This is a genomic window from Aminobacterium sp. EBM-42, assembly GCF_001896635.1.
GTDB classification, from domain to species: Bacteria; Synergistota; Synergistia; order Synergistales; family Aminobacteriaceae; genus Aminobacterium; species Aminobacterium colombiense.
On sequence record NZ_MPPC01000024.1, the window covers coordinates 54,291 to 77,788 of the forward strand.

Below are 23,498 nucleotides of genomic sequence, written 5' to 3' on the forward strand. Positions count from 1 at the left end.
CTTTCGGTTTGGGTGGGATTGTACCGTTTATTGTAGGAGCCTGGCTTCAAGAGTTGGTGTCGATATGTGGACTTTCAGTCGAGCTTTATGGCAATATTATTGGGTTTATTCTGGTGTTGTGTGGTTGTTTTTTGATTCAGCTTTCTCAAATCCCCTCGTCTCACCAGATAGAGTTCTGTCGTTGATCAAGGTCGTGCGATAATCTTTGCAATAGCAGTTTTTTGTTAGGTGACTTTTGCAAACGGTGAGTGGGGCAATATGGATTGTAAGGGCATGGAATACCCTGACGCAGATTACCTGCCAGCAGCGCAGAACCTATGCAAATAAGGAGGCTTTCATGATTATTCGGGAAATACAAGCCAAGAGCATTCTTTCAGCCTCAAAAATCTACCCCTATGTCATCAACCCCTATGTCGGTTGTCAGCATGCCTGCACCTACTGCTACGCCCGGTATATGAAAAAGTTCACTGGTCACAATGAACCTTGGGGTGCGTTTGTTGATGTGAAGGTTAATGCTGCAGAGTTGCTGCAGAAAGAGATATGTAAGAAAAAGAAGGCGACAGTCTGGATTAGTGGCGTCTGTGACCCATATCAGCCCTTAGAGAGAAGATACAAGCTCACGAGGCAATGTTTGCAGATATTGGTTCGCGAAGACTGGCCTGTAGTGATTCAGACCCGCTCTCCATTGGTCCTTAGGGATATGGACATCCTCAGAGGAGCAAAAAATATAGAAGTAGGGTTCTCCATAACGACCGCAGATGACGGCATAAGAAGATTGTTTGAACCAGCTGCGCCGTCTATACCTGAGCGAATAAACGCTCTTGTAGAATTACATCGACAGGGAATCCGGACCTATGCGATGATTGCTCCACTTCTTCCGGGTGCGGAAAAACTGATTAACCTGCTGGCTGGGACTATTGATTACATTTTGGTAGATCGTATGAACTACCACTATGCAGACTTTGTCTATAAAAAATATGGTTTGGAAGAGTATATGACAGAGGAATATTTCACCCGGGTAAGCCAGCAGATCAGGTCTGATTGCTTTCGTTTGGGTATTGAGTGCTCGGTAGTGTTCTAAAAGCTGTGCAACGGGCAAGATACGTTTACAGTGTGTGGTTTCAGATCTATGACTGCGATATTACAAATGAACATGGGTGACCATCTTCAAATTATTTAAATTTGCTATCTAAAATTTTCGGTCTTCAGTTCTTTCATATCTGTCCGCGCCGATAAGTTCTTTTGCCTTTTCTTCGAGGGCTGCATTTTGTCGAGGAACAGGTTGGTCAGACGTTACTGCTCACATCATTCAAACAACTTCGATAGATCAACCTTTCCCCAATTGGAATATCCGTAGCTTCGGAAGTACACGACCATGTCTTCGGGAACTGTGATTACCTGGATGACCGTACCGAAAGGCGGCATATAGAGTGCCGCTCCTCCGTCTTCAATCTTTTTGTTCATCATATCTTTGACCATGTCGAGGGTAACACCCGATTGCCATTGGGGGGAAGCGAACAAGCGGTCCAGATTCAATTGTCGATCGTCGTACTGTCCATCGGGAATCTCCACAACCCACCCTTTCCATTCGAGGGGAGTTGGGCGGGCAAAGTTGTTCAGTGCGTAGAGGGCACCATTTTGCTGTTCAAGCACGCGGAATCCAAAAGTGGGAATCTCTACAGATACGGCCCTTTGTTTATCGGCCACCTGAATGATGGAAGACTGGTCAAGTTTAGCCTCTTGCAACCCCCGGACCATTGCTTCCAGCGTACCGTTCTCATGAATCAGGTCGAAAAGTTTCGTAACAACAAAGGTACCATCAGGATTTATGCCTGGATCAGATGCCCCGCCATTGTTCATTTCTACAAATACTCCTGACTCGTTAAATGCTGTTTCAACGTACACCTGCCCGATTGGTCGGATATTGGCAAAACTCTGGCCCTCCTCAGGATTGAACACCACACAGGCAAGGTGTTTGAGATATGGTCGCATGGCATCGGGGGTCATGTCCCAGTTACGGGCGAAGTACAGTTTGCCGTCTGCGGTTCTGGGTGATGAAACTCCCTATTCTCGTTTTGGCCTGGGAGGTTCATGAATTCGAATTCCGGCAACGTATAAAAAGATCCATCAAGCAGTATATGTTCTTCCAAAGTAAGCCCTGATGTTTCAGCCATGCCCGCTAAGAGCTCCTTCATGGGCAGTGAGTATCCTGAATATATTTCGTAAATGCCAGAGATCTGTTTCTTGCAGAGGCCTCTTTTCTCCATGTCGGCTACGATGGAATGGTGAAATTCCTGCAAATTCTTGAAAACCAGAGCGCCGTACTGGCGCCCCATCTGATGCCACGACCCGTTCAGTTGGAGAACGGAATAGCGACCGGTTTTAGTCACGTATGCCCGCCCCCCCTCAAACTCATCGATGAAAATAAGCGCTTCTTTATTTTGAGAGGTTTCCCCCCCATAGGCTGGGGGTAAAAAAGTGTGCAGTGGTGTGAAGGCGTCCATCAATACAAAAGAAAAAAGCAGGATACAGAATATTACGCGCCGTATCATGGAAATGCGAGTGTTCATAAATAATGCCTCCCTTTCAAGTAGTAAGTAATCTTAATTGACCATCTCGCTGAACTACCGCTGTCAGGCATAAATTCATAATAATTTTCTTTTGGCAACGGCACCTTGATACACAAAAAGCATCTAGCTTTGATAGTAACGCATAAAAAGTGCGCTTCTTCTTTTGAAGATATTGTTCCTTTTGTAAAAATAGTGTGGTTAAATTTAGTTGCATAAATTTTATTTGTTGTTTGTACTAACACTAATATTGTGCTTTTTTGTGTTAGTATTCCAGATGTGATGCGGCTAATCTGCTAAAAATAGAAATAGAAATTGTATAGGCTATGGGAAAAACGTTGCGTCTGCACTGAGAGAAGAAGAGTTACATTATGAAAAAGTATTTAGCGCATGGATTTTGGGTTGTGGTCTTTCCGAACAAGAACGCCCCATAAGTAATTTATAACGAGAGACTTGAAGTGCCTTTTTGTGCCAAGCTTAATAGGGCAAACTTGTTCAGTAAGGCTGTGCTTTTTCTCTGTCGTATGAATTGTTGGTTGCTGTTATTGTTTATTTTGGCTCATTTGCCTATTTGGCATCCGCAAAAATCTGGTAATTTTCTAGAAAGCTCCAAGAAAACTTTTCTGAGGGTAATTTTGCTCAGAAACTAGTATTCATAGGCTTTTCGTACCTTGGTAGCAGATTAGTTCTGTGCCAGGAGCCAGGTAATCTGCAAAATTTCATTATCATAATGTAGAGGAGTGGTAAATATGAAACGGCTTTTTGTATTAGCACTTAGTATCGTTATGTTGACATGTGGAATGGCTTTTGCGGCAACGGAAATTAAAATGGCCTATACAGGTCCCGCAGATGAGGAGAACAACGGTCTGCACCTTTACGCTGTCAATTTTAAGAAATTTGTCGAAGAAGGAACAAAGGGAGAAATTACTCTAAAACTCTTCCCTGATAGCCAGCTTGGAAACGAAGAAGAACGAATTGAACTTATGTCCAAACAGGGGATGAATCAGCCACTGTTCAACCTTGCGTCCTTTGCTGGTGTTGCCCCCGTTTTCCCTGAGATTTATGCATCGGCTGTTCCCTTTATGTTCGATAGCTATAAGGCCGCTCATTACTTCTTTGACGAGGGCGAATATTGGGCAAAGGCCAAGGAAGAATTCCAGAAGAGAAGCAGTATTGTTTTACTTGAAGCCGTTGAAGAAGGCGGATTCCTTGCTTTCACAAACAATAAGAAAGAAATCAAAAGCCCTAAAGATTTTAAAAACCTTAAATTCCGTGGCATGGATGAAGGACAGGTTGCTCTTTTTGAGGCTTTTGGTGCCAGCGGCACTCCGATTCCATGGACAGAAATCTACATGGCACTCAAAACTGGTGTTGTTGATGGACAGATGAATCCAGCAGTCTACGTTAAGATGGGAAGCCTTTATGAAGTGCAGGATTACCTCACACTCGCAAACATCCAGTATTCTGACCAGTTCCTCGTTGCAAACGGCGATATGTGGAACAGTTTCTCCCCAGAAACAAGAGAAATTATTACAGAAGCGGCCAAAAAAGCTAATGCTCTGAACAGGGTAGCCATGGAAGAGCAGGATGCAGCTTATGTCCAGTTCCTTGTAGATAAAGGGATGAAAGCTTATGCTCCTAACCCTGAAGAAATGGATTCTTTCCGTAACATAGGCCAGCCCGCTTTTGCGAAGTGGCTAAGTGATAAGATGAGCAAGGAGTGGATAGACCTCGCCCTTGAGAGTGCGAAGGTTGCCAACGAAAAAGCAAAGGAGTAATAAATTTCATGACGGATTTTACCCAGAAACCAGGGGTATCCGTTTGGATCACAAGACTGGAACGCCTCAGCGCCTGGGGCGCTGTGGCGTTCCTCACTCTTACGATCGCGGATATTCTGTTTGGTATCTTTCAACGATATTTTACTGGAAGTTCTATGATATGGACCGAGGAAGTTGCTCGTTTTGCGCTTTTATGGCTGGTTATGCTAGGTGCATGCGGCGCCTTTTTGCACGGGGACCATATGACTATCGATTTTGTTATTAAAAAGTTGCCTTTGGCGTTACAGAAACTTGCGTCACAACTGCTTTTTGTCATAACGGCAGGGATATTGTGTCTTATGATATACCTGAGCTACCAAAATGCCATGGGTATGTCGCACATGAAAACCATGGCCCTCAATATTCCCAAAACCTACCCACTTCTATCGATTCCCGTAGGTTTTTTCTTATTGCTTATAGCTGTTGTATTTAAGCATCTTTCCTATGCTTCATCGCACATGTGCGAGGACGCGGAGAAGGAGGTCTCCCCATAATATGAGTTTGATAATGCTGGGTTCTTTCTTCATATTAATGTTTTCAGGGATGCCATTGTATCTATCCCTGGTTACTACAGCACTTACCGGCATAATAGCCTTAGGAGACTGGTCTCTGATCCGAGTGCTTGCACAACAATTCTATGGAGGCATGGACTCCTTTGCTTTAATGGCTATACCATTCTTTGTCCTTACAGGCATTCTGATGAATAAATCAGGATTAACGGATCGTCTGCTGGAATTTAGCCGCCTGCTCGTGGGGTCTGTTCGTGGAGGGTTAGGGTACGTGAATGTTGTAGCAGGAATAGTTCTGGCAGGCGTTAACGGTTCAGCAGCAGCTGATGCCTCCGCGCTAGGAACGCTTCTTATTCCGGCTATGGTCAAGGATGGTTTCTCACCTCCATATGCTGCGGGGTTGACAGCTGGCAGCTCGCTCATAGGTCCGATTATCCCGCCGAGCGTTTTCATGATTATCTACGCCTCAATGACGAATACTTCCATTGGCGGGCTTTTTGCGGCAGGTGTTCTCCCTGGGCTTCTTTTGGGTGGTGCCTTTATGGTTATGAACTATTTCTACTCTCGCAAGAACAATATGCCAATACTAGACTCTAAGGCTATTCGCGCAGAGGCAGGGAAAACTCTCAAAAGATCCTTTAGCGCCATTTTAGCCCCTGTGATTATTATCGGTGGAATAGTGACCGGCATAGTGACGCCCACCGAGTCTGGTGCACTGGCTGTCGCATATTGTCTTATTGTAGGTGTCTTCCTTACACGGGGATTAACCTTAAAGGGCATTTGGGAATCGCTTTATGAAACAGCCCGATTAACCAGCTCCATCTTTCTCATTATGGGCGCCGCTACTATTATAGGATGGCTCCTCAAATGGGATCAGGTGCCCCAGCGCTTTGCCATGTTCCTTACCCAGAGCGGGCTTGTTCAGAGTCCTTTTCTGCTAATGATCGTGTTCTCAGCCATAATCTTCCCCATCGGCATGTTCATGGAGGAAGTTTCCACATTGTCGCTGCTGACACCAATCTTCGCTCCGCTGGCGATAAAGGCTGGAATAGATCCCCTTCATTTTGGAGTGGTGATGACACTCAATGTAACGATAGCATTGATAACGCCTCCCATGGGAGCGTGCAATTATATTGTTGCCGCTATTGGTCGCGTTAAACTCTCGGATGTGTTTATTCACATCTGGCCCTTCATCGGCGTTTCCATGCTTGTGTTGTTAATAATCATCGCATTTCCGCCGATTACGACCTTCATACCGCGGCTGCTTGGTCTTTAGGAGGGACAAGTTATGTATGACAAACCTATTTCACGGTTCGATTTTTCCTTTAGCAAGGCATATACTTTACCCATAGTGGAAAGCGGAGAGCCAGTTGTTCCTGTAGGTCTCTGTCCTGACCGTGTTGTTGTGTTGCAACAATATTATCTCGAGGGCATCAAAGGGGCACTCCCCGAGGCCTACCTTCGAGAAGAAGTTTTTCGAAGGCTAGTATCGGCAGCTAGGAATCTACCAAAGGGTTATCGATTTGTGCTTTTCGATGGATGGAGGCCTGTTAAGCTCCAGAAAGGGCTATTTTCCGCCTATGTGGAAAGACTTCGCTCTGAGTATCCAGATGCCTCAGAGAAAACCCTGCAGGAAATGGCTTCAAAATATGTGGCACTTCCGTCAAAGGATCCAGCACGCCCTTCCCCCCACCTTACAGGTGGAGCAGTGGATTGTACTATCGCTGATGAAGATGGCGTGATGCTTGATATGGGAGCTGACTTTGACGAAACATCTAATCGCTCAAAATCCCGCTGGTTGGAAGATCGCCTCGAAGCTGGTGAAACTCTTTCAGAAAGAGAACTGTTTGTATTGCGCAATCGTCGAATGCTACATGCCGTTATGGAAAAGGCTGGCTTTACAAACTATCCGGAGGAGTGGTGGCACTTCGACTATGGCAATCAGAATTGGGCGTTGATTACTGGAGCAAAAAACGCAATCTACGGGCCAGCTTCTCCGAGATTCGCGTGGAGAACCCCATAATTTTTTAGAATAAGTACATATCGGCATCAGTTCTGGATAAAATTTTTACTATAAAGGCTTAATAGCCCTATATGTTTTTCCTCCTTCAGTTGCGTTTGCAAAACTGAAGGAGGATTTTTTGTGTAATGCTGTTACATACTTTTTTCCCTCGTCTCTGCGATGCAAAAACTAGCCCTTTTTGAAGTGGCAATGTCTTTAAATTCCGGTTGTATCAATTTTTAACAACCAAGTGCAACATCACAGTTCAGGAAACAAGTTAATGAATCAGAATATTTAATCTCTATTATCTGTTAGAATGAAATGGATCTTGTTTTCCAGAATTTGATGTAAACATATTTCCCTGGGATTGGAAGATAAAATGACACAAATGCTGAAATATGCAATTCTTTCACTGTCTCTCCTTACCATCATTTCCACCTCGGCCGTTTCGCCTGCCCTTGCAGAGATGGCAGACTATTTCTCTTCTGCAGAAATTTTTCTCGTTCAACTCGTGGTTGTTCTTCATGCTTTTGCCATTGTTCCCTCTCTTCTTGCGGCCATATGGCTTGCGGAAAGATTTTCAAGAAAAAAAGTACTTCTTGCCGGGTTGCTTACTTTTACCGTATCAGGAATTTTAGGCGGGGCGGTCAGCAACATATATGTTCTTTTAGCACTTCGTTTGATATTAGGTGTTAGCCTTGGAATGGTTGTTCCATTTTCGACTTCTCTGATAGCAGATTTTTTTGATGAGGGAGAAAGGCAGAAAATGCTTGGACTGTCCACATCCCTAAATATGATTGGAGGGATGTTTGCCCTTATTCTTTCCGGTTACCTAACCCTCGTATCATGGAGACTCCCTTTTCTGATCTATCTATGTGGATTGCCGGTCTTCTTCTTAATACTTCGAGCCCTTCCAGATGATCACGGGAAATCACAGAAGGCAACATCGGCATCTGGGAAATTCCCTACCCATGTTTACAAGGTAGCTTTCATAATGCTTCTCTTCAGTATTCTGTTTTTTGTTATAACACCTACCATGGCCCTGTTTCTTAAAAACAATGGATTGGGTGATTCTAGAATGGCTGGCTTTGCCATAGCATTTACAACCCTTTTTGGCGCCATGTCGGGCTTTGTTTTGCCAAGAACCCTTAAAATTACGGGAAGATTCTTTATGCCAGTCATGCTGTTCATAATAAGCGCCGGATTTTTATTCCTTTACTTTTCCACATTCATAGGCATGGTTTTTATCGGGGCATCACTTATAGGATTTTCTAACCGTTCCATATATCCCATATTCTTTTACAAGGCCACTCAGGGAGTGCCTTCGGAATATTCCATCAGAGCTACTGCCATCGTATCGGCCACCATCTATTTGGGGCAATTTTTGGCTCCCATTTTCCAGAAATGTGTAGGAACTCTCTTCCAGAATCCCTCCACTCGATTCCTTTATCTCTTTGTTGCCATTACAACAATTGTCAGTGCGATCTTTGTTCTCCTTAAAATCCTCTTCCAAAAGAAGGCTCTTTAGTCCGTTAGGAAAGCCAGCGGGTACTTAACAAGTAACCTTCTTACGAGTGGCCTGCTTTTTGGCGTTAATGTTTATTTTGAGTTTTTGTGCAGGCTAGGGTGTTGTAGTGTTCTTAGACGTAGAGTAACTGTCAATACAAGAAAAGACAGCAAGAAAAGCAGATACACTTCCGGGATTCATAACACTAAAAATGTAAAAATGGTACAATACAATTAATTTTAATAGTGTTATGTAATTTTCAAAGGTAATTATTGACTGTTCAAGTATGGCAATAAAATGTCGCATGATTATGAAAAATCAATAAGCGTGTCCTATAGAGTCTTGAAATGGGTTTCCATCGCATTGTAAAACTTTAAAAATAATTGCTATAGCAAAGAAAGTTAACGTCATAAAGATCAAGTTTATGAATAATAAGGTTTTGGCCCAAATATTGTTCATTCGAATTATAAAGGTGGTTTTGAATTAGCGTAATTTAATCAAAGAGGCGTGGGTTTAATAAAGGAGAGTAAAAATGAGCACTGACCTTTCTTTTATCACCAACGAAGAAAATCAAAATCTCAAAGAACGGTTCAAGATACTGATCAAGAGCACAGACTTTTTCGATTGTCTGGTGGGCTACTTTTATTCCAGTGGGTTCCATGCTATTTACCCATCCCTCGAGGACACGCAGAAAATAAGAATTCTCATTGGCATTAGCACAAACAGAGAGACATTTAACGTGATGGAAGAAGCGAATAAAGCAACACAGCAATTATTCGACTTTTCCCATGCGGAAACAAAGCAAGAAGTTGAAAATCTTGTGCTGGCAGAAATGGAAGAATCTGAGGATAACAGAAATGTAGAAGAAGGGGTACATAAATTCATAGAATGGATTAAGACAGGTAAGCTTGAGATAAGAGCTTATCCATCAAAGAAGATCCACGCCAAACTTTATATAATGACATTTAGTGAAGACGATAGAGACAGGGGACGGGTTATCACAGGTTCGAGTAATTTTACCCAGGCAGGGCTAGTCGATAATTTAGAGTTCAACGTGGAACTGAAAAACAGAAGCGACTATGAATTCGCGAAAAATAAATTTGATAAATTATGGGCTGACGCTGTCGATGTAAGCGAAAAATATGTACAAACAATCCAGGATAAAACCTGGCTGACTCAAAATGTCACTCCATATGAGTTGTACCTTAAATTTCTTTACGAATATTTCAAAGATGAGCTAAGTCAGACCGATGAGGTTTTTGTAAGGTACCTTCCTCAGGAGTTTAAAAGACTTGAGTACCAGGAACAAGCAGTCTTAAACGCCAAAAAGATTGTGCTGGAATATGGCGGAGTTTTTATCTCGGATGTAGTGGGCCTTGGTAAAACATACATTTCAGCCATGTTGGCAGGGCAGCTTGATGGCAGAACCCTCGTTATTGCCCCTCCAGTGCTTTTAGAAAAGACTAATCCAGGGTCATGGCCCAATGTGTTTTCAGACTTTAGAGTTCCTGCAGACTATGAATCCATTGGTAGACTAGACAATCTTATTGAGAGGGGAACTGAAAAATACACAAACATTATTATTGATGAAGCTCACCGTTTTCGTACAGAAACAACAATAACTTATGAAAAACTAGCAGAAATATGTCGGGGGAAAAGGGTCATTCTTGTTACGGCAACTCCTTATAACAACTCTCCCAAAGACATACTTAGCCTTTTGAAATTATTTCAAAAAGGCCAAAAAAGCACCATTCCTAACTTGCCCAACCTTGAATCTTTTTTTAACAGCCTCGATAAAAAACTTAAACAATTAGATCGCAAAAAAGATTACGATAAATATATTGAAACCGTAAAAGAGAATGCTCGTGAGATACGGAATAAGGTTTTGAAGTATCTCATGGTTCGCCGCACCAGAGCAGAAATTGAAGAATATTTTTCTCGTGATATCAAAGAGCAGGGTTTGAAATTCCCGAAGGTAGCAAAACCAGTCCCTCTATTTTATGAACTTAATGAAAAAGAAGATTTTATTTTTAATAGAACAATTGAACATATCGCCAACCAATTTAAATATGCCCGTTATATGCCCATGCTTTATTACAAAAATGAGCTTAATCAACTTGAAAGACAATCTCAGCGCAACATGGGGCGCTTTATGAAAATACTGCTTGTTAAGCGTCTTGAAAGTAGTTTTTTTGCATTTAGAAATACCGGGCAGAGGTTTCTTAATTCCTACAACATGTTCTTGAAAGAACTGGATGATGGTTTTATCTACGTCAGCAAGAAATATAGCAATAAAATATTTGAACTGCTGGAAAGCGATGACGACGAAGCGTTGCAGAAATTGATAGATGAAGGCAAGGCTGAACGGTATAGCAGTGAAGATTTCAAAGACGAACTAAGAACTGACCTGGAGCATGACCGCGCCATTCTTATGGAAATAAAAAGGTTATGGGAACAGATAGATAGAGACCCAAAACTTCTTAAATTTAAAAAAGAATTATCGACAAATGCCACCTTACAAAAAAATCATCTCATAATTTTTACTGAATCTAAAGAAACCGCCAATTATCTGTTTGAAGAAATCAATAAGGAATATCCTAAAAAGGTCCTTTTATTTACAGGCGATTCGAAAGAAGCCGTTCGAGACAAAGTGATCGCCAATTTTGACGCTCGTGCGCGCTCCAAAAAAGGCGATTATCGCATATTGATATCAACTGAAGTTCTATCGGAAGGTGTAAACTTGCACCGGTCCAATGTGGTAGTTAATTACGACATCCCATGGAACCCAACGCGAATGATGCAGAGAGTGGGCCGAATCAACAGAGTAGATACTCCCTTCGATGTCATTCACACCTTTAATTTCTTTCCCACTACGCAATCCAATGACCAAATTAAGCTTAAAGAAGCAGCGGAAGGCAAAATCAATGCCTTTTTGACTCTTCTTGGTGGTGACGCGGAACTTTTAACAGAAGGCGAACCCATAGGGTCTCATGAACTGTTTGATCGGCTGACATCTGCAAAAACACTGGAAGGCAACGATGAGAGTGAAGAAAGCGAACTCAAATATTTACGGGTCATTCAGGATATTCGAGAAAAGAATGCCGAACTTTTTGAAAGGATAAAACGCTTGCCTAAAAAGGCTCGCACTTCAAAACAGAAGTTTGAATCTGCCGGGTCACTTATAACCTATTTCCGACTGGGAAAGTTGCAAAAGTTCTTTATGTCGAAAGACAAAGATGAAGCGCAAGAACTTGATTTTATGACCGCTGCAAAATTGCTTGAAAGCAATCCAGAGGAAAAAAGAAAGCACATCCCAGGAGAAATATACGACTTGTTAGACAAGAACAAAAATGCCTTTATCGTCGCCACAACAGAAGAAGTAACAAAGCCGCAACGAGGAAAAGGAAAAGATAGTGCCGCCAACATCCTTAAGATTTTAAAGGCAACGATGAGTAATACCCAGAAGTTTACCGAAGACCAGGAGGACTACCTGAGAAAAGTATTCACCCAGCTTGAAGAAGGCGGTCTGCCTAAACAAACCACAAAGAATACGCTCCAAGCGTTGCAATCCCTGCGAAAAGAATTGGTAAATCCTTTAAAGGTTTTGGCCGTGCTTCAGGCAAATATTCCTGCGGGGCTGCTCGAAAGCCATTATGCAGAGCAAAATCCAGCAGCTTCAGGTAAGCGAGAAGTGATTTTGTCATTATATTTGGCAGGTGAGAAAGAATGAACAAAGAACAGGCGCGGGATATTATCAAAACAACATTTGAGAGTGCTTTTGATAGAAACAAGTTTATATATTTCATCAAAAACCTTTTGAATAGAATAGAGGAGGATCCTTTTAACCTTCATGGTCAGTACATCCGTGATGCCTACAAGCAGCACATCAGAAAATATGAACGGGTAGGAACGTACAGCGATGGCAAAAATCGGATTGATATTCTTATCGTCACTTTACAGAAAGAGAAATCTATTGAGCGTGCCAGGACTGCGCAACGAAATTTTATCGCTGGATACCTCCAGGGAAAATATGGCAGAAAAAGCATAAAAGATGCGGCCCTTGTTGCTTATGTTTCTCCAGAAGAAGAGGACTGGCGCTTTTCTCTGGTCAGAATGGACTATACGTTTAAACAACTACCTTCCGGAAGTGTAAGTGTAAGTGAAGAATTTACTCCAGCCAGGAGATGGTCATTTCTCGTTGGGGTCAATGAAAAAAGCCATACCGCCCAGAGCCGGTTGGTAACCATACTGGCAAATGACGAACATGCCCCCAGCCTTGAAGAGCTGGAAAATGCTTTTGACATAGAAACAGTTACCAAAGAGTTTTTCCTTAAATACCGTGACCTTTTCATCCGCACTAAAGAAGAACTAGACCGCATTGTAAAAAAAGACCTGAAAATCAAAGAAAATTTTGAAGCCAATGGTGTAGATACGGTAAACTTCGCAAAGAAATTGCTTGGCCAAATCGTATTTCTTTACTTTCTTCAGAAAAAAGGCTGGTTCGGTGTTGGGCGCGATGAAGATTGGGGAACTGGTTCCAAGCATTTTCTTCGTGAATTATTTGAGAAAAAACGTTGCCAGTATAACAATTTTTTTAATGATGTTCTGGAGCCTCTCTTCTATGAAGCTTTACGTATTGATCGCAGTTCCTCCGATGATTATTACAGCCGATTTGACTGCAAGATTCCCTTTCTAAATGGTGGTTTATTCGATCCTATCGGCAATTACGATTGGGTACACACTGATATAAACCTCCCTAATACCTTGTTTTCAAATACCAGGAAAACCAGAGAGGGAGATATCGGCGACGGAATTTTAGATATCTTCGATCGCTATAACTTTACCGTGAAGGAAGATGAGCCTCTGGAAAAAGAAGTAGCCATTGATCCGGAACTGCTGGGCAAGACATATGAAAAATTCAATGCAATCCGCCCTGATAATTTCGATGAGTTTAAAAAAGCATTGAAGAGCGGCAAAAGTGGCGAGGAAACCAAGTTTAATAAAAAATTCGGAGTTTATTACACCCCCCGTGAAATTGTTCATTATATGTGCCAGCAAAGTCTCGTTAATTATCTCTATACCGAGCTGAATAAAGAAGCTCCTTACCACGGAAAAGACGGAACTCAAATTTTCGCTTTTGGAAATGAGCAGTTAAATCTGACTGTTGAAGATAGAACCATACCTAAAATAGGCAGGAAAGATATTGAAACTCTTATTTATAGCGGCGAACAGGTTAGACAAAACGAAGCCCGCGTTATAAATGAAGGAAGAGAAACACGTACGTACTCGCACAAAATGCCCGAAGCTATCCGCAATAACGCAGCCCTGATCGATCAGAAGTTAGCAGAGATCACCGTATGCGACCCAGCAGTAGGCTCAGGTGCTTTTCCAGTTGGGATGATGAACGAAATAGTGAGAATACGAAAAGTACTTTCAACGTTCATTCAAGAAGGCCCTCGTACAAAATACAACTTCAAGCGCCACTGTATTGAACACACTCTCTATGGTGTAGATATTGATCCAGGCGCTGTTGAGATTGCTAAATTGCGTCTGTGGCTCTCCCTCATTGTGGATGAAGATGATATGGATGACATTAAACCTCTTCCTAACCTTGATTATAAGATTGTTTGCGGTGATTCTTTATTAGGTTATCCCTATACACCAAGAGGGCTTGACAAAGTGGAAGAGTTCAAGAGGCAGTTTTTTGATGAAGTTGACCCAAATAAAAAACGGAACTTGCGCAATAGGATAGACGAGGCTATCTTCGGCCTTTTCAAAAACACTGAAGGAAACCTTGGTTATAAAATCACCATAGATTATAAGATCAATTTTTCTGAAGTTTTCAGTCAAAATGGCGGTTTTGATGTTGTAATTGCCAACCCACCATATATTCAACTCCAAAAATTACGAGGTAATCCGCTGCAAAATGCCTATAAGAGTCAAAACTTTGAAGTTCATAATGCCAATGGCGACATATACTGCCTTTTTTATGAAAAAGGCATGGATATACTCAAAAAATGCGGACACCTCGTTTTTATCACTTCCAACAAATGGATGCGTGCTGCCTATGGGGAAAAACTCCGGCGCTTTTTTTTGGAATACAATCCTTTGCAATTAATAGATCTGGGGCCGGGTATTTTTGATTCTGCAACAGTAGATACCAATATATTGATTATCCAAAAAAATAAGAATAAAAATAGTTTGCAAGCAGCAACTCTTTCTCGTGAAGATGATTCTAACCTTAATATCTTGTCAGCTTTACAGACAAACGGTGTGACGTTAAAGGATCTTAGCCAGGATACCTGGTTTATAGGCAGTAATGCAGAGCTAAAGCTAAGAGAGAAAATAGAAAGAATGGGCAAGCCCTTGAGGGAATGGGATGTAAAAATCAATTATGGTATAAAAACAGGTCTTAACGAAGCTTTTATTATTGACACGGCAACCCGTGACCGGCTTGTTGCGGAAGACCCCAAAAGTGCAGAAATTCTAAAGCCAATATTAAGGGGACGGGATATCAAACGGTATAGCTATGAGTGGGCGGGATTGTGGTTGATAGCAACATTTCCATCTTTACATTTAGATATCGAAGAATACCCTGCTGTTAAGAATTATCTGCTCAATAATTTTGATATTCGACAACTAGAGCAATCCGGTAAAAAATACCCCAAACTGAACATCAACGCTCGTAAATTAACGAATAACAAGTGGTTTGAAACACAAGATACTATTGCATATTACTCTGAATTTGAGAAAGAGAAGGTTGTTTGGATTGAGCTTGTTGATGAAGGGCGTTTTTCTTGTGTTGAAAGTGGAATCTATACAGAAGCAACAACATTTTTGATGACACATTCGAGATCCAAATATTTGGCGGGATGTTTGAACTCATCTCTTATAAACTGGTATTTTGATACGATTTGCGCCTCTTCAGGAACAGGAACTAACAGATGGAAAAAAATATACGTGGAGCTTCTACCAGTCCTTCCGATTATTCCTCAAAACAGTTCTGTTATAGATAAGATAGAAGAGTTAACGGACGAAATATTAACCGCTAAAAAACAAATCATAAGTGTTGATACACAGGAGCTGGAAAAACAAATCGATCAGCTCGTCTATAAACTCTACGACCTTACCCCTGAAGAAATAGCCATTGTGGAAGGAAGCGGCTCTTTATAACTAATTACGAAGATCTGAAAAGATCAGTTATGAGGCATACCTAATGTCGCAAGAAAAAATAGAGGAGGGGCATTGATGATTAATAGCGACAGTTTGGTTGCTGTTATTGTTGCCTGTAAACAATACTTTCCTGAGCACTGGACAGATGAAAAGTATGATGGGCGGGAATCAAATCAGTGTAAAAACACTCGATTTAAACACTGATTTTAAGAATATTAAACTGCGGCTGGATAAGATTATCGAGGCACACTTAGAAGTGTCTAAAGAGGTAATATAGTAACCAATATGTTTGTTGAGTCGCTCCATATCCATATATTCCTTGAGCCCCATTTCGTCGATGCCATGCGGCAAAATATTGCCGCATCAGCGCTAGGGCCAAATTCCCATTTGGGAAGTTTCAACGCCCCCTCTTGTTTTGTTTTCTCAGAGATCGTTTTATTATTCCAATGGCGTGAATCTATAGCCAAGTTTTGAAATAGTCTTTTACATGTCTGTGCTTTTTTTATGATAAAATATATAAGAAAATATTACCAAATAGGTAATAAAAGTTGGTTGGAAAATGATAAAAGTGGTGGAGATTTTGGAGGTGAGTCCTCATTATGAGTAAAACTAAAATTATCGATGCGAGCAGAATAGAATATGGTGATATTTTAGCTTTTCATCCGGGTTGCTACTTGAAAGAACTAATTGATGATATGGAAATAACACAGGATGAATTTGCAAAAAGGGTGGGGACATCTCCAAAACATTTGAGTAATGTCTTGGCCGGGTCAGCTTCTTTATCTGAAAACCTGGCGATGAAGTTATCCATAATGCTTGGTACGAGTGCAGGTCTATGGTTAAATTTGCAAGCTAAATACGAAGAGAAATGTATCGAAATCGAAGAAGAAAAGAAATTAGAAGAAGAAAAAGAATATGCCAAAATGATTCAATATAAGTATTTTGCGGCATTAGGTGTAGTGCCAGAAGAGAGAAGAGTTACAGAGAAGATAAAGAATCTTTGTAAGTACTTTAAGATATCCTCTCTTTCTCTATTGAGCCAAGAGCATTTCCTAGTCGATTTTAGAAACAACATTGAGAATCCAAATATAAAAAATAGGGTTAATTCCAATGCATGGCTCCAGACGGCTATAAATATTGGAAAAGAAATCGATGTGGCCCCATATGATAAAAAGAAACTGGAATCTAAAATTCCAGAAATAAGAACGATGACTATAAAAGACCCTCAAGTATTTTATCCAAGGCTAAATGGAATTTTCAAATCTTGTGGCGTTGCGTTTGTAACCTTGCCTCATCTGCCATCTTCTGGAATACATGGAGCAGTGAAGTGGTACAACGATCAAAAAGTGTTGTTAGCAATAAGCGATAGGTTGAAATCATCTGATATTTTCTGGTTTTCTTTATTTCATGAGATAAAACATGTTTTACAACGAAGAAAAACGATGACTATAGTGACAGAAGATAGTATGTCTCAGACGGGGAATTTGATTCGGAAATTAGAAGCTGAAGCAGATGAATTCGCAAGGGAGACTCTCATCCCTAGGGGAAAATATCTTGAGTACGTACAATCTCGGATTTTTACTGAGCAGAGCATAAAACGATTTGCCGAAATGATTGATGTACACCCGGGTATTGTGCTTGGAAGACTGCAAAAAGATGAGTATGTGCATTATAGCAAATTTAATTATTTAAAAACAAAATATACGATAATTTTCACCTAGCTCAAGGAGTACGCCATTGGACAAGGTTTTTCTTTTATTTCATGCTCATCCGCTCCACATACTCTTTCAACACAGTTGCGTTGTTTTGTTCATTGTTTTTTGAGCTGTAGAGCAGGGTTACTTTTTCAGATTTTGCGCGAATTACAAGGGCACGAAGGGTGTCATGCTGGTTTTCTAGCTCTTCTATGTATTGCTTTTCAAAATCCTCCCAGCTAAGGTCTCCGCTGTGGAAAGCCTTGCGAAGGCTGTTAGATGGGGCGACTTCCTTCATCCATTCATCCACTTTTGCCTTTTCTTTTGATAGGCCTCTGGGCCACAGGCGATCCACAAGAATGCGGTATCCATCATTGACATCTGGCTCTTCATAGATTCTTTTCAGCGATATAACCATGTTCTTCCTCCTGGTGTTGAAGTGCTTGCTTTAAAAAGGAGGCCGCACCACTGGCTCATGCGGCCTCTATCTACGCGCTGTTTTGCAAGCAGGTTTTGTCTATAGCTGTGAGTGTTTCTCCTTTATTTTGTCGGCAAGGGCATCTAATGCTTTCAGGTCTTCTTTCCGTGGGAAGCCTTTGCACATGATGGTGTCGAGCACTTCTACCTTCAGATTCGGAATTAATCCGGCGATCTGTTCCACCGCTTTGGTTCCCCAGCCGTAGGAACCGATAATAGCCGCATATTTAACCTTTGGTTTTAATGCGTTGGCGAGCTGGGTTACAGAGAAGACTACAGGATGAGGCCCGTAGTGCACTGTCGGCGTTCCGATTACGATGGTGGCAGCGTCCACCAGGGCCATGGCAAGCTTGCCAATATCCGTTGAGGACAACTCGAATTTCTCAACTTTGATACCCCGCTCCGCTAGAGAGCTTACAAGGTAATCCACCATTCTCTCTGTGCTTCCATGCATAGAGATGTAGGGGATTACCACTTTGTTAGAGACCTTGTCAGAAATCCAGTCGCGATAATGGTCGAGGATGCATTGGGGCTTATCGTAGATTGGGCCGTGGCTGGGGGCGATAAGCTCAAAGTCGAGATTCTCGATCTTTTCCATGTTTTTTCTGATTATTGTGCGGAAGGGCATCATAATCTCCGCATAGTAGCGTTTTGCAGCCTCGCACACATAGGGGTCGTCCCCTGCGTAGAGGTCTGATGTCGCAAGATGGGATCCGAAGAAGTCGCAGGTAAAAAGAATCTTTTCCTCCTTCAGGTATGTAACCATGGTTTCGGGCCAATGGACCCAGGGGGTGTAAATAAAGGTCAGGTTGCGGTCTCCCAGTGATAGGGTTTCGCCATCTTCAACGATTTTGATTCTTTCTTCGGCAACGCATAGGTGATCGATGAGCAACTCTTTGGCTTTCTGTGAACAGACCAGTTTTGCCTCAGGGTATTTTTCAAGAATCACAGGAATGGATCCAGAATGGTCCTGCTCGGTATGATGGGATATAAGATAGTCAATATGGGGAATATCCTTCAGCTGTTCAAGCAGAATATCTACTTTGGCAGGGTCTACTGTGTCGATTAGGGCTGTCTTTTCAGACCCCTGAACAAAGTAGACGTTATAACTGGTTCCGTCGGGTAGGGGGATTAGAGAATCGAAAAGTCTTCTGTTCCAGTCAATTGCTCCCATCCATTGAACTCTGTCGCTTATGTTCCTCGGCTTCATAGGCACTGCCTCCCTTTCTCTTTTCTCAGTTTTCTATTTCCACAGGAACCCAGGCGAGCCCAAAGACCTTGATGTTAATATTGGTGCTTTGGGGACGGACAAGATGTTCCTGGGTTGCCTCCCTGTATTTCTCCATGCTTTCTGTAAGTTTCTCTATTTCTTCATTCAAACTTGCTTCAAGAGCGGCTAATTGTTCTTGTATGAATTGGGTTTTTTCTTCGGCTCTTGCTATGTCCATCTTTTCTTTTTTGAGCTTGCCCGCTTTTGAAAGGGCGGAGCCCATTCTATAAGTGGAAGTGGCAGTAAGGCTTTTTCTGCCGAGCAGAGCGCTTGCAATGGCTGAGCCAAAGGATATGACAGTATCGATGTTTCTGTTCTTGGCCTGTTCGCTTTCTCTTGCAATGGCTTGTTCTGCCGCCATGAGCTGTTTTTGGAGGGTCGCCATTTTACTGTCATATTTTTTTCTTAGTTTTTCAATTTCCATATCCCTTTTTTCTCTCAGGGCTTCCTCAACCCGTATTTCAAAATCCCCTCTGCCTTCTCCGGGTGAACTGGCTAGTTTCAAAGACTGATTTTTGAAGATTACAAGAGGTTTATTCTGACGTATCCATCGTTGAAAGGCTTTTTCCCACTTTTTATAATTGCTGGGATTAGCCATAGCTGCCGGAAGCTCAAGAAACTTCAATTGCTCGTTGCCCTCTCTGCAAAGATCCCCCTCATCAAGTTCAAGGGCGTTCTCCCAGTTTGGTTCAAGGGTATTGTGTGGGGCTTCTGCCCCCAATAGGCAGGCGATTCTTTCTTCAATGCCCAGTTTTGGGTTCGAATAGTAAATGTCACCGCTACCTACGATAAAGGGTTTATATGCCCAGGAATCGGATGTGACAGGAAGATCAACAAAGAATTCATTGACATCAGGTGAGATGGCCGGCTTAACAGGGGAGGTGTATCCTTTTACGCCTCTGGTTCTTTCCATGGCCGGTTTAGCCCCTTCAACATGGGGTTCTTCTTTTCTTTCTTCCATAATAGAAGATATCTGCTCCCGGGTGAGCGGCCCTCTGAGATATGACATGGCCCATCGTGAAGTAAAAATAGAAGGGCTGTTTTCGTGAACATTGTTGAGGAGGAACTCTCTTTTCTTCAAACCCGTTATGGCCTTGTCGAGAAATTGGCGGTCATACCCTGACGCATTTTCGAGCCGCTCCAACCCTTCGAGTACGCGGTCTTTATCTCGCTGGGTCTGAAGGCGCCCTATAAACCAGGTTCCTATGTTTGAAAGTCCTTTGTAATCCAGATCCACGGGGTTCTGGGTAGCTAAAACAACTCCGATACCGAAGGCCCTAGCTTGCTTGAGCAGGGTGATGAGAGGTTTTTTTGAAGGTGGTTCTTTTACGGGAGGCATATACCCAAATACCTCATCAATGTAAAGAATGGCTCGAAGGCTTGGGGTTCCGGTCTGAGTTCGCATCCACCCGACTATTTCGTTGAGGACCATGGAAATAAAGAACATTCTTTCGTTGTCAGAGAGGTGTGAAACTGTAAATATCGAGGCCCGGGGCTTCCCTTCGGGAGAGTGAAGGAAGCTGCCTATTTCAAGGGGAACTCCGGTCATCCATTGGTTAAAGGCTGGGGACGCCAATATCTGGTTCAGAGCAAGTGCCAGTTTGAACCGCTCGCTTGGGGGGTAAAAGGTGTCTGTGGGCATAACTCCAATTTGGGCAAAAGGAGGGGTCTGAATTCCATTTATGATCATTGGCAAATCTACATCTTTGCCGTTTCTCCAGCTTTGCTCAAATATCTTTGATATGAGAAGGTGTTCCCTTCCGGAGAGGGGGTCAGATTCAATGTTTAGAAGAGAGAGGAGTGTGGATGTAGTGTTTTGAACCTTTTCTAAAAAAAGGTCATGATCGTTGATGATTTTTTCAGAGGGGCATCTGAAAGACCCGAGCACGTTTACTTTTATGCCAGAATTGCTTCCCGGAGTATAGATACTGAAGCTGACAGATTCCCTCATCTTTTTTATTCTGTCACCGTCTATTCCCCACCCGGCAAGGCCCTTTTTCCATTTTTCTGCCTCCCTGGCAGCATATTCAGAAGGGGGAAAACCTTCTGCAGTCGCATTTTCTATGTTGATCCATGGCAGAAAATCTTCTGACCGCTGTTCTGGAAATGATAGAAGAAGGTTGGTAATGTCCCCTTTGGGGTCGATGGCTATTACGGGAATGTTATCCATGAGGGCTTCTTCCAGAAGGGCTATGCCAAGGCCGGTCTTTCCGCTGCCTGTCATCCCTATGATCATTCCATGGGTTGTCAGGTCCTTTGAATCATAAAGCACTAAATTATCGCTCACTTTACCACTTTGGGGTTCTATTTCTTTCCCCAGATAGAATTTGCCCATGAGTTCGAAGTTTTCCATCATCATCCCTCCTGTTACTCCAATGTCTATGCACTACTATAATCTATTTCTCTAATATTTATTATAAAGTACCATATTTATATCAGTTAACAAAGTTTGCACAAGATGGTTTCAGAGTGATATTCTTACATAAACAATTCTCTGTGCTATGTCTTGTACGTTGAACGGCACAACTCTTCATATCCGCCTCGTGTATATTCTTTAAAGATCTTGCCTGCAAATTAAATAGGAGGGTCTTGTGTGCATGAAATCCTTAAAGAAGCTTTTTTCAGATAGAAAAGATAAGCGAAAATATATGAGAACAACGCTTGTTTTTGTGCTTCTTTTTGTTTCGCCTCTTCACTTTGCCTCCGTTAACGCTTTTGAACATCAAGGGCAGGTCTCCCTCTGGGGAGTTTATAATGACAACATAGACGGGCAAATGGGGTTCAGATATATTCCTGAGGTGACCTGGAGCGGGAGTATTAGCGATGCGCTTACGATTGATGCCCTTCTTTCCCTGGATATTCATACGCACACCACCTTCGATTCATTTAAAGAGGTGGGGGATAATTTTGACGTAGATTTGTACCGAGCTTGGGGGCGATTATCCGGCGATCGATACGAGGTGCGCCTTGGTCTTCAGAGGATAAATTTCGGACCGGCCCGCATACTCCGTTCTCTCAAATGGTTTGATCAGCTTGATCCGCGAGATCCATTGAATATTACAGATGGTGTATATGCCCTTCTTGGCCGATACTACTTTCTCAACAACTCGAACATCTGGATATGGGGGCTATACGGCAATGATGATCTAAAAGGGCTGGAAACCTTTAAAACAGATGGGGATAGGGTGGAGTATGGCTTCAGGTATGAGTTTCCTGTTCCAAAGGGGGAAATGGCTTTTACGTACCACAACAGACGGGTTGATAAACACTGGTGGAGTAGAATTCAGCCAGACATACTTATGGGCGGAGTGGAGAACCGTTATGCTATAGACGGCAGCTTTGATATTGGCATAGGCTTATGGTTCGAAGCTGCTTTCAGTGAGTTAAAAAAGGATTCCAGTCATTCCCTTTGGACGAGGCATCTCACTATTGGGGCCGACTATACCTTCGATATTGGCCCGGGCGTTCACATTCTCGGGGAACATTATTTGCGATCCACTGGCAGCGGTATAAGGGAACTGGAAACCGACTCTCGAATATCGGCAATCTCAGTGGATTTCAGCACGAGTGTTCTCGATACCATTACACTCATTGCATATTATGACTGGCAAAAAGACGAGCTGTACCCCAACCTGAGCTGGCAGCGCACCTACGACGACTGGCTTATAAACGTGACTGCCTTTCACAATAGCTGTGATACTGAGAGCGTTTACTCCGGAACAGGCATAATGTGCACTATATTGTATAATTATTAACGTACGTGGCATAAAGGGGGTCTGTTGATGCCGATAGTGAATATAAAAGGGCTGACAAAGAGGTATCCTATGGGGGATCATACGTTTACGGCTCTCAGCAGCGTCGATCTCGAATTTAAAAAGGGTGAATTCTGCGGATTGATTGGGCCCAGCGGCTCTGGCAAGACTACGCTGTTAAACATTATTGGCGCTCTTGATGCTCCCTCAGAGGGCAGCGTTGTTGTAATAGACAGGAATGTAGAAAACTTGTCCCATAAGGAATCCGCTCAATTGCGGAACCACCATATCGGTTTTATTTTTCAGACGTACAACCTTTTTCCTGTCTATAACGTTTACGAAAATATAGAATTTCCCCTATTGCTTCTTAAAATGCCTCAAAAGGAAAGGAAGGAAAAGATATTTGATGCCCTGGAGTGGCTTGGCTTGACAGACAAGATCGATTCGAGGCCTTCGCAGCTTTCTGGAGGGGAGTGTCAGCGGGTGGCGGTGGCCAGGGCCGTAGTGAAACGACCAGAATTGATCTTAGCTGATGAACCTACCGCTAATCTCGACAGTGAAAACTCTTACAATATTTTGGAAATGATGGTGAGGCTCAACAAAGAACTTGAAACCACCTTTATTTTTGCCACCCATGATGAAAAGGTGATGAAATATCTCAGGAGGAAGATCCATTTGTTCGATGGACGGGTCGCGCAGGATGAAATAATTTCTGAAGGAGCCCACTAGG

General features: G+C 42.5%; 17 protein-coding genes. 12 read left to right on the top strand and 5 right to left on the bottom strand.

The genetic code is table 11. From position 1 onward, the window contains the following. The first annotated feature begins 337 nt into the window (after positions 1–337). Positions 338–1,081, top strand: a complete 744-nt coding sequence (locus BUC50_RS06645; protein ID WP_286677258.1) for an SPL family radical SAM protein — start codon at positions 338–340, stop codon at positions 1,079–1,081. 224 nt (positions 1,082–1,305) lie between these two features. Here the strand turns inward: BUC50_RS06645 and BUC50_RS06650 are convergent, their stop codons facing one another. Together BUC50_RS06650 and BUC50_RS06655 are read right to left on the bottom strand one after the other, a co-directional pair. Further along, on the bottom strand, positions 1,306–2,007 hold the full coding sequence (locus tag BUC50_RS06650) for a C45 family peptidase (RefSeq protein WP_013048724.1): 702 nt from the start codon (positions 2,005–2,007) through the stop codon (positions 1,306–1,308). Continuing rightward, positions 2,004–2,570, bottom strand: a complete 567-nt coding sequence (locus BUC50_RS06655) for a C45 family peptidase (protein WP_013048723.1) — start codon at positions 2,568–2,570, stop codon at positions 2,004–2,006. The genes BUC50_RS06650 and BUC50_RS06655 overlap by 4 nt, the downstream gene beginning before the upstream one ends. Before the next feature lie 746 nt (positions 2,571–3,316). Here BUC50_RS06655 and BUC50_RS06660 point away from each other — a divergent pair. The 9 genes from BUC50_RS06660 (at position 3,317) to BUC50_RS06700 (ending at position 17,296) form a co-directional block, all read left to right on the top strand. Next, complete coding sequence (locus tag BUC50_RS06660) at positions 3,317–4,345, top strand: TRAP transporter substrate-binding protein (protein ID WP_041459372.1); 1,029 nt, start codon at positions 3,317–3,319, stop codon at positions 4,343–4,345. Between the two features lie 8 nt (positions 4,346–4,353). Then, entirely contained in the window at positions 4,354–4,878 is a 525-nt protein-coding gene (locus BUC50_RS06665) for a TRAP transporter small permease (RefSeq protein WP_013048721.1), read from the top strand. Between the two features lies 1 nt (position 4,879). Next, the gene (locus BUC50_RS06670; protein WP_013048720.1) at positions 4,880–6,169 is read left to right on the top strand and encodes a TRAP transporter large permease; all 1,290 of its coding nucleotides are present in this window, start codon (positions 4,880–4,882) and stop codon (positions 6,167–6,169) included. Positions 6,170–6,181: 12 nt separating this feature from the next. After that, a complete protein-coding gene (locus BUC50_RS06675; protein WP_013048719.1) occupies positions 6,182–6,916 on the top strand; it encodes a M15 family metallopeptidase in 735 nt (244 codons plus the stop codon). Positions 6,917–7,283: 367 nt separating this feature from the next. After that, positions 7,284–8,423, top strand: coding sequence for an MFS transporter (locus tag BUC50_RS06680; protein WP_041459371.1), 1,140 nt, complete (start codon positions 7,284–7,286; stop codon positions 8,421–8,423). Between the two features lie 511 nt (positions 8,424–8,934). Beyond that, on the top strand, positions 8,935–12,132 hold the full coding sequence (locus tag BUC50_RS06685; protein ID WP_273312955.1) for a helicase-related protein: 3,198 nt from the start codon (positions 8,935–8,937) through the stop codon (positions 12,130–12,132). A 383-nt stretch (positions 12,133–12,515) separates the two neighbouring features. Then, positions 12,516–15,575: an Eco57I restriction-modification methylase domain-containing protein gene (locus BUC50_RS06690; RefSeq protein WP_286677259.1), complete on the top strand. Its 3,060-nt coding sequence runs from the start codon at positions 12,516–12,518 to the stop codon at positions 15,573–15,575. Positions 15,576–15,650: 75 nt separating this feature from the next. Further along, a complete protein-coding gene (locus BUC50_RS06695) occupies positions 15,651–15,779 on the top strand; it encodes a hypothetical protein (protein WP_273015597.1) in 129 nt (42 codons plus the stop codon). 395 nt (positions 15,780–16,174) lie between these two features. After that, entirely contained in the window at positions 16,175–17,296 is a 1,122-nt protein-coding gene (locus BUC50_RS06700) for a HigA family addiction module antitoxin (protein ID WP_013048715.1), read from the top strand. Between the two features lie 34 nt (positions 17,297–17,330). Here the strand turns inward: BUC50_RS06700 and BUC50_RS06705 are convergent, their stop codons facing one another. The 3 genes from BUC50_RS06705 to BUC50_RS06715 form a co-directional block, all read right to left on the bottom strand. After that, complete coding sequence (locus BUC50_RS06705) at positions 17,331–17,687, bottom strand: DUF488 domain-containing protein (protein WP_013048714.1); 357 nt, start codon at positions 17,685–17,687, stop codon at positions 17,331–17,333. 99 nt (positions 17,688–17,786) lie between these two features. Then, positions 17,787–18,956: an FprA family A-type flavoprotein gene (locus BUC50_RS06710; protein ID WP_286677260.1), complete on the bottom strand. Its 1,170-nt coding sequence runs from the start codon at positions 18,954–18,956 to the stop codon at positions 17,787–17,789. Between the two features lie 25 nt (positions 18,957–18,981). After that, positions 18,982–21,369 (bottom strand): helicase HerA domain-containing protein, encoded by a 2,388-nt coding sequence (locus BUC50_RS06715; protein WP_286677261.1) that lies wholly within the window; start codon positions 21,367–21,369, stop codon positions 18,982–18,984. Between the two features lie 244 nt (positions 21,370–21,613). Between BUC50_RS06715 and BUC50_RS06720 the strand changes: the two genes are divergently transcribed. Together BUC50_RS06720 and BUC50_RS06725 are read left to right on the top strand one after the other, a co-directional pair. Then, the gene (locus tag BUC50_RS06720; RefSeq protein ID WP_286677262.1) at positions 21,614–22,771 is read left to right on the top strand and encodes a hypothetical protein; all 1,158 of its coding nucleotides are present in this window, start codon (positions 21,614–21,616) and stop codon (positions 22,769–22,771) included. 27 nt (positions 22,772–22,798) lie between these two features. Further along, a complete protein-coding gene (locus BUC50_RS06725) occupies positions 22,799–23,497 on the top strand; it encodes an ABC transporter ATP-binding protein (protein ID WP_213699953.1) in 699 nt (232 codons plus the stop codon). Position 23,498 lies beyond the last annotated feature (1 nt).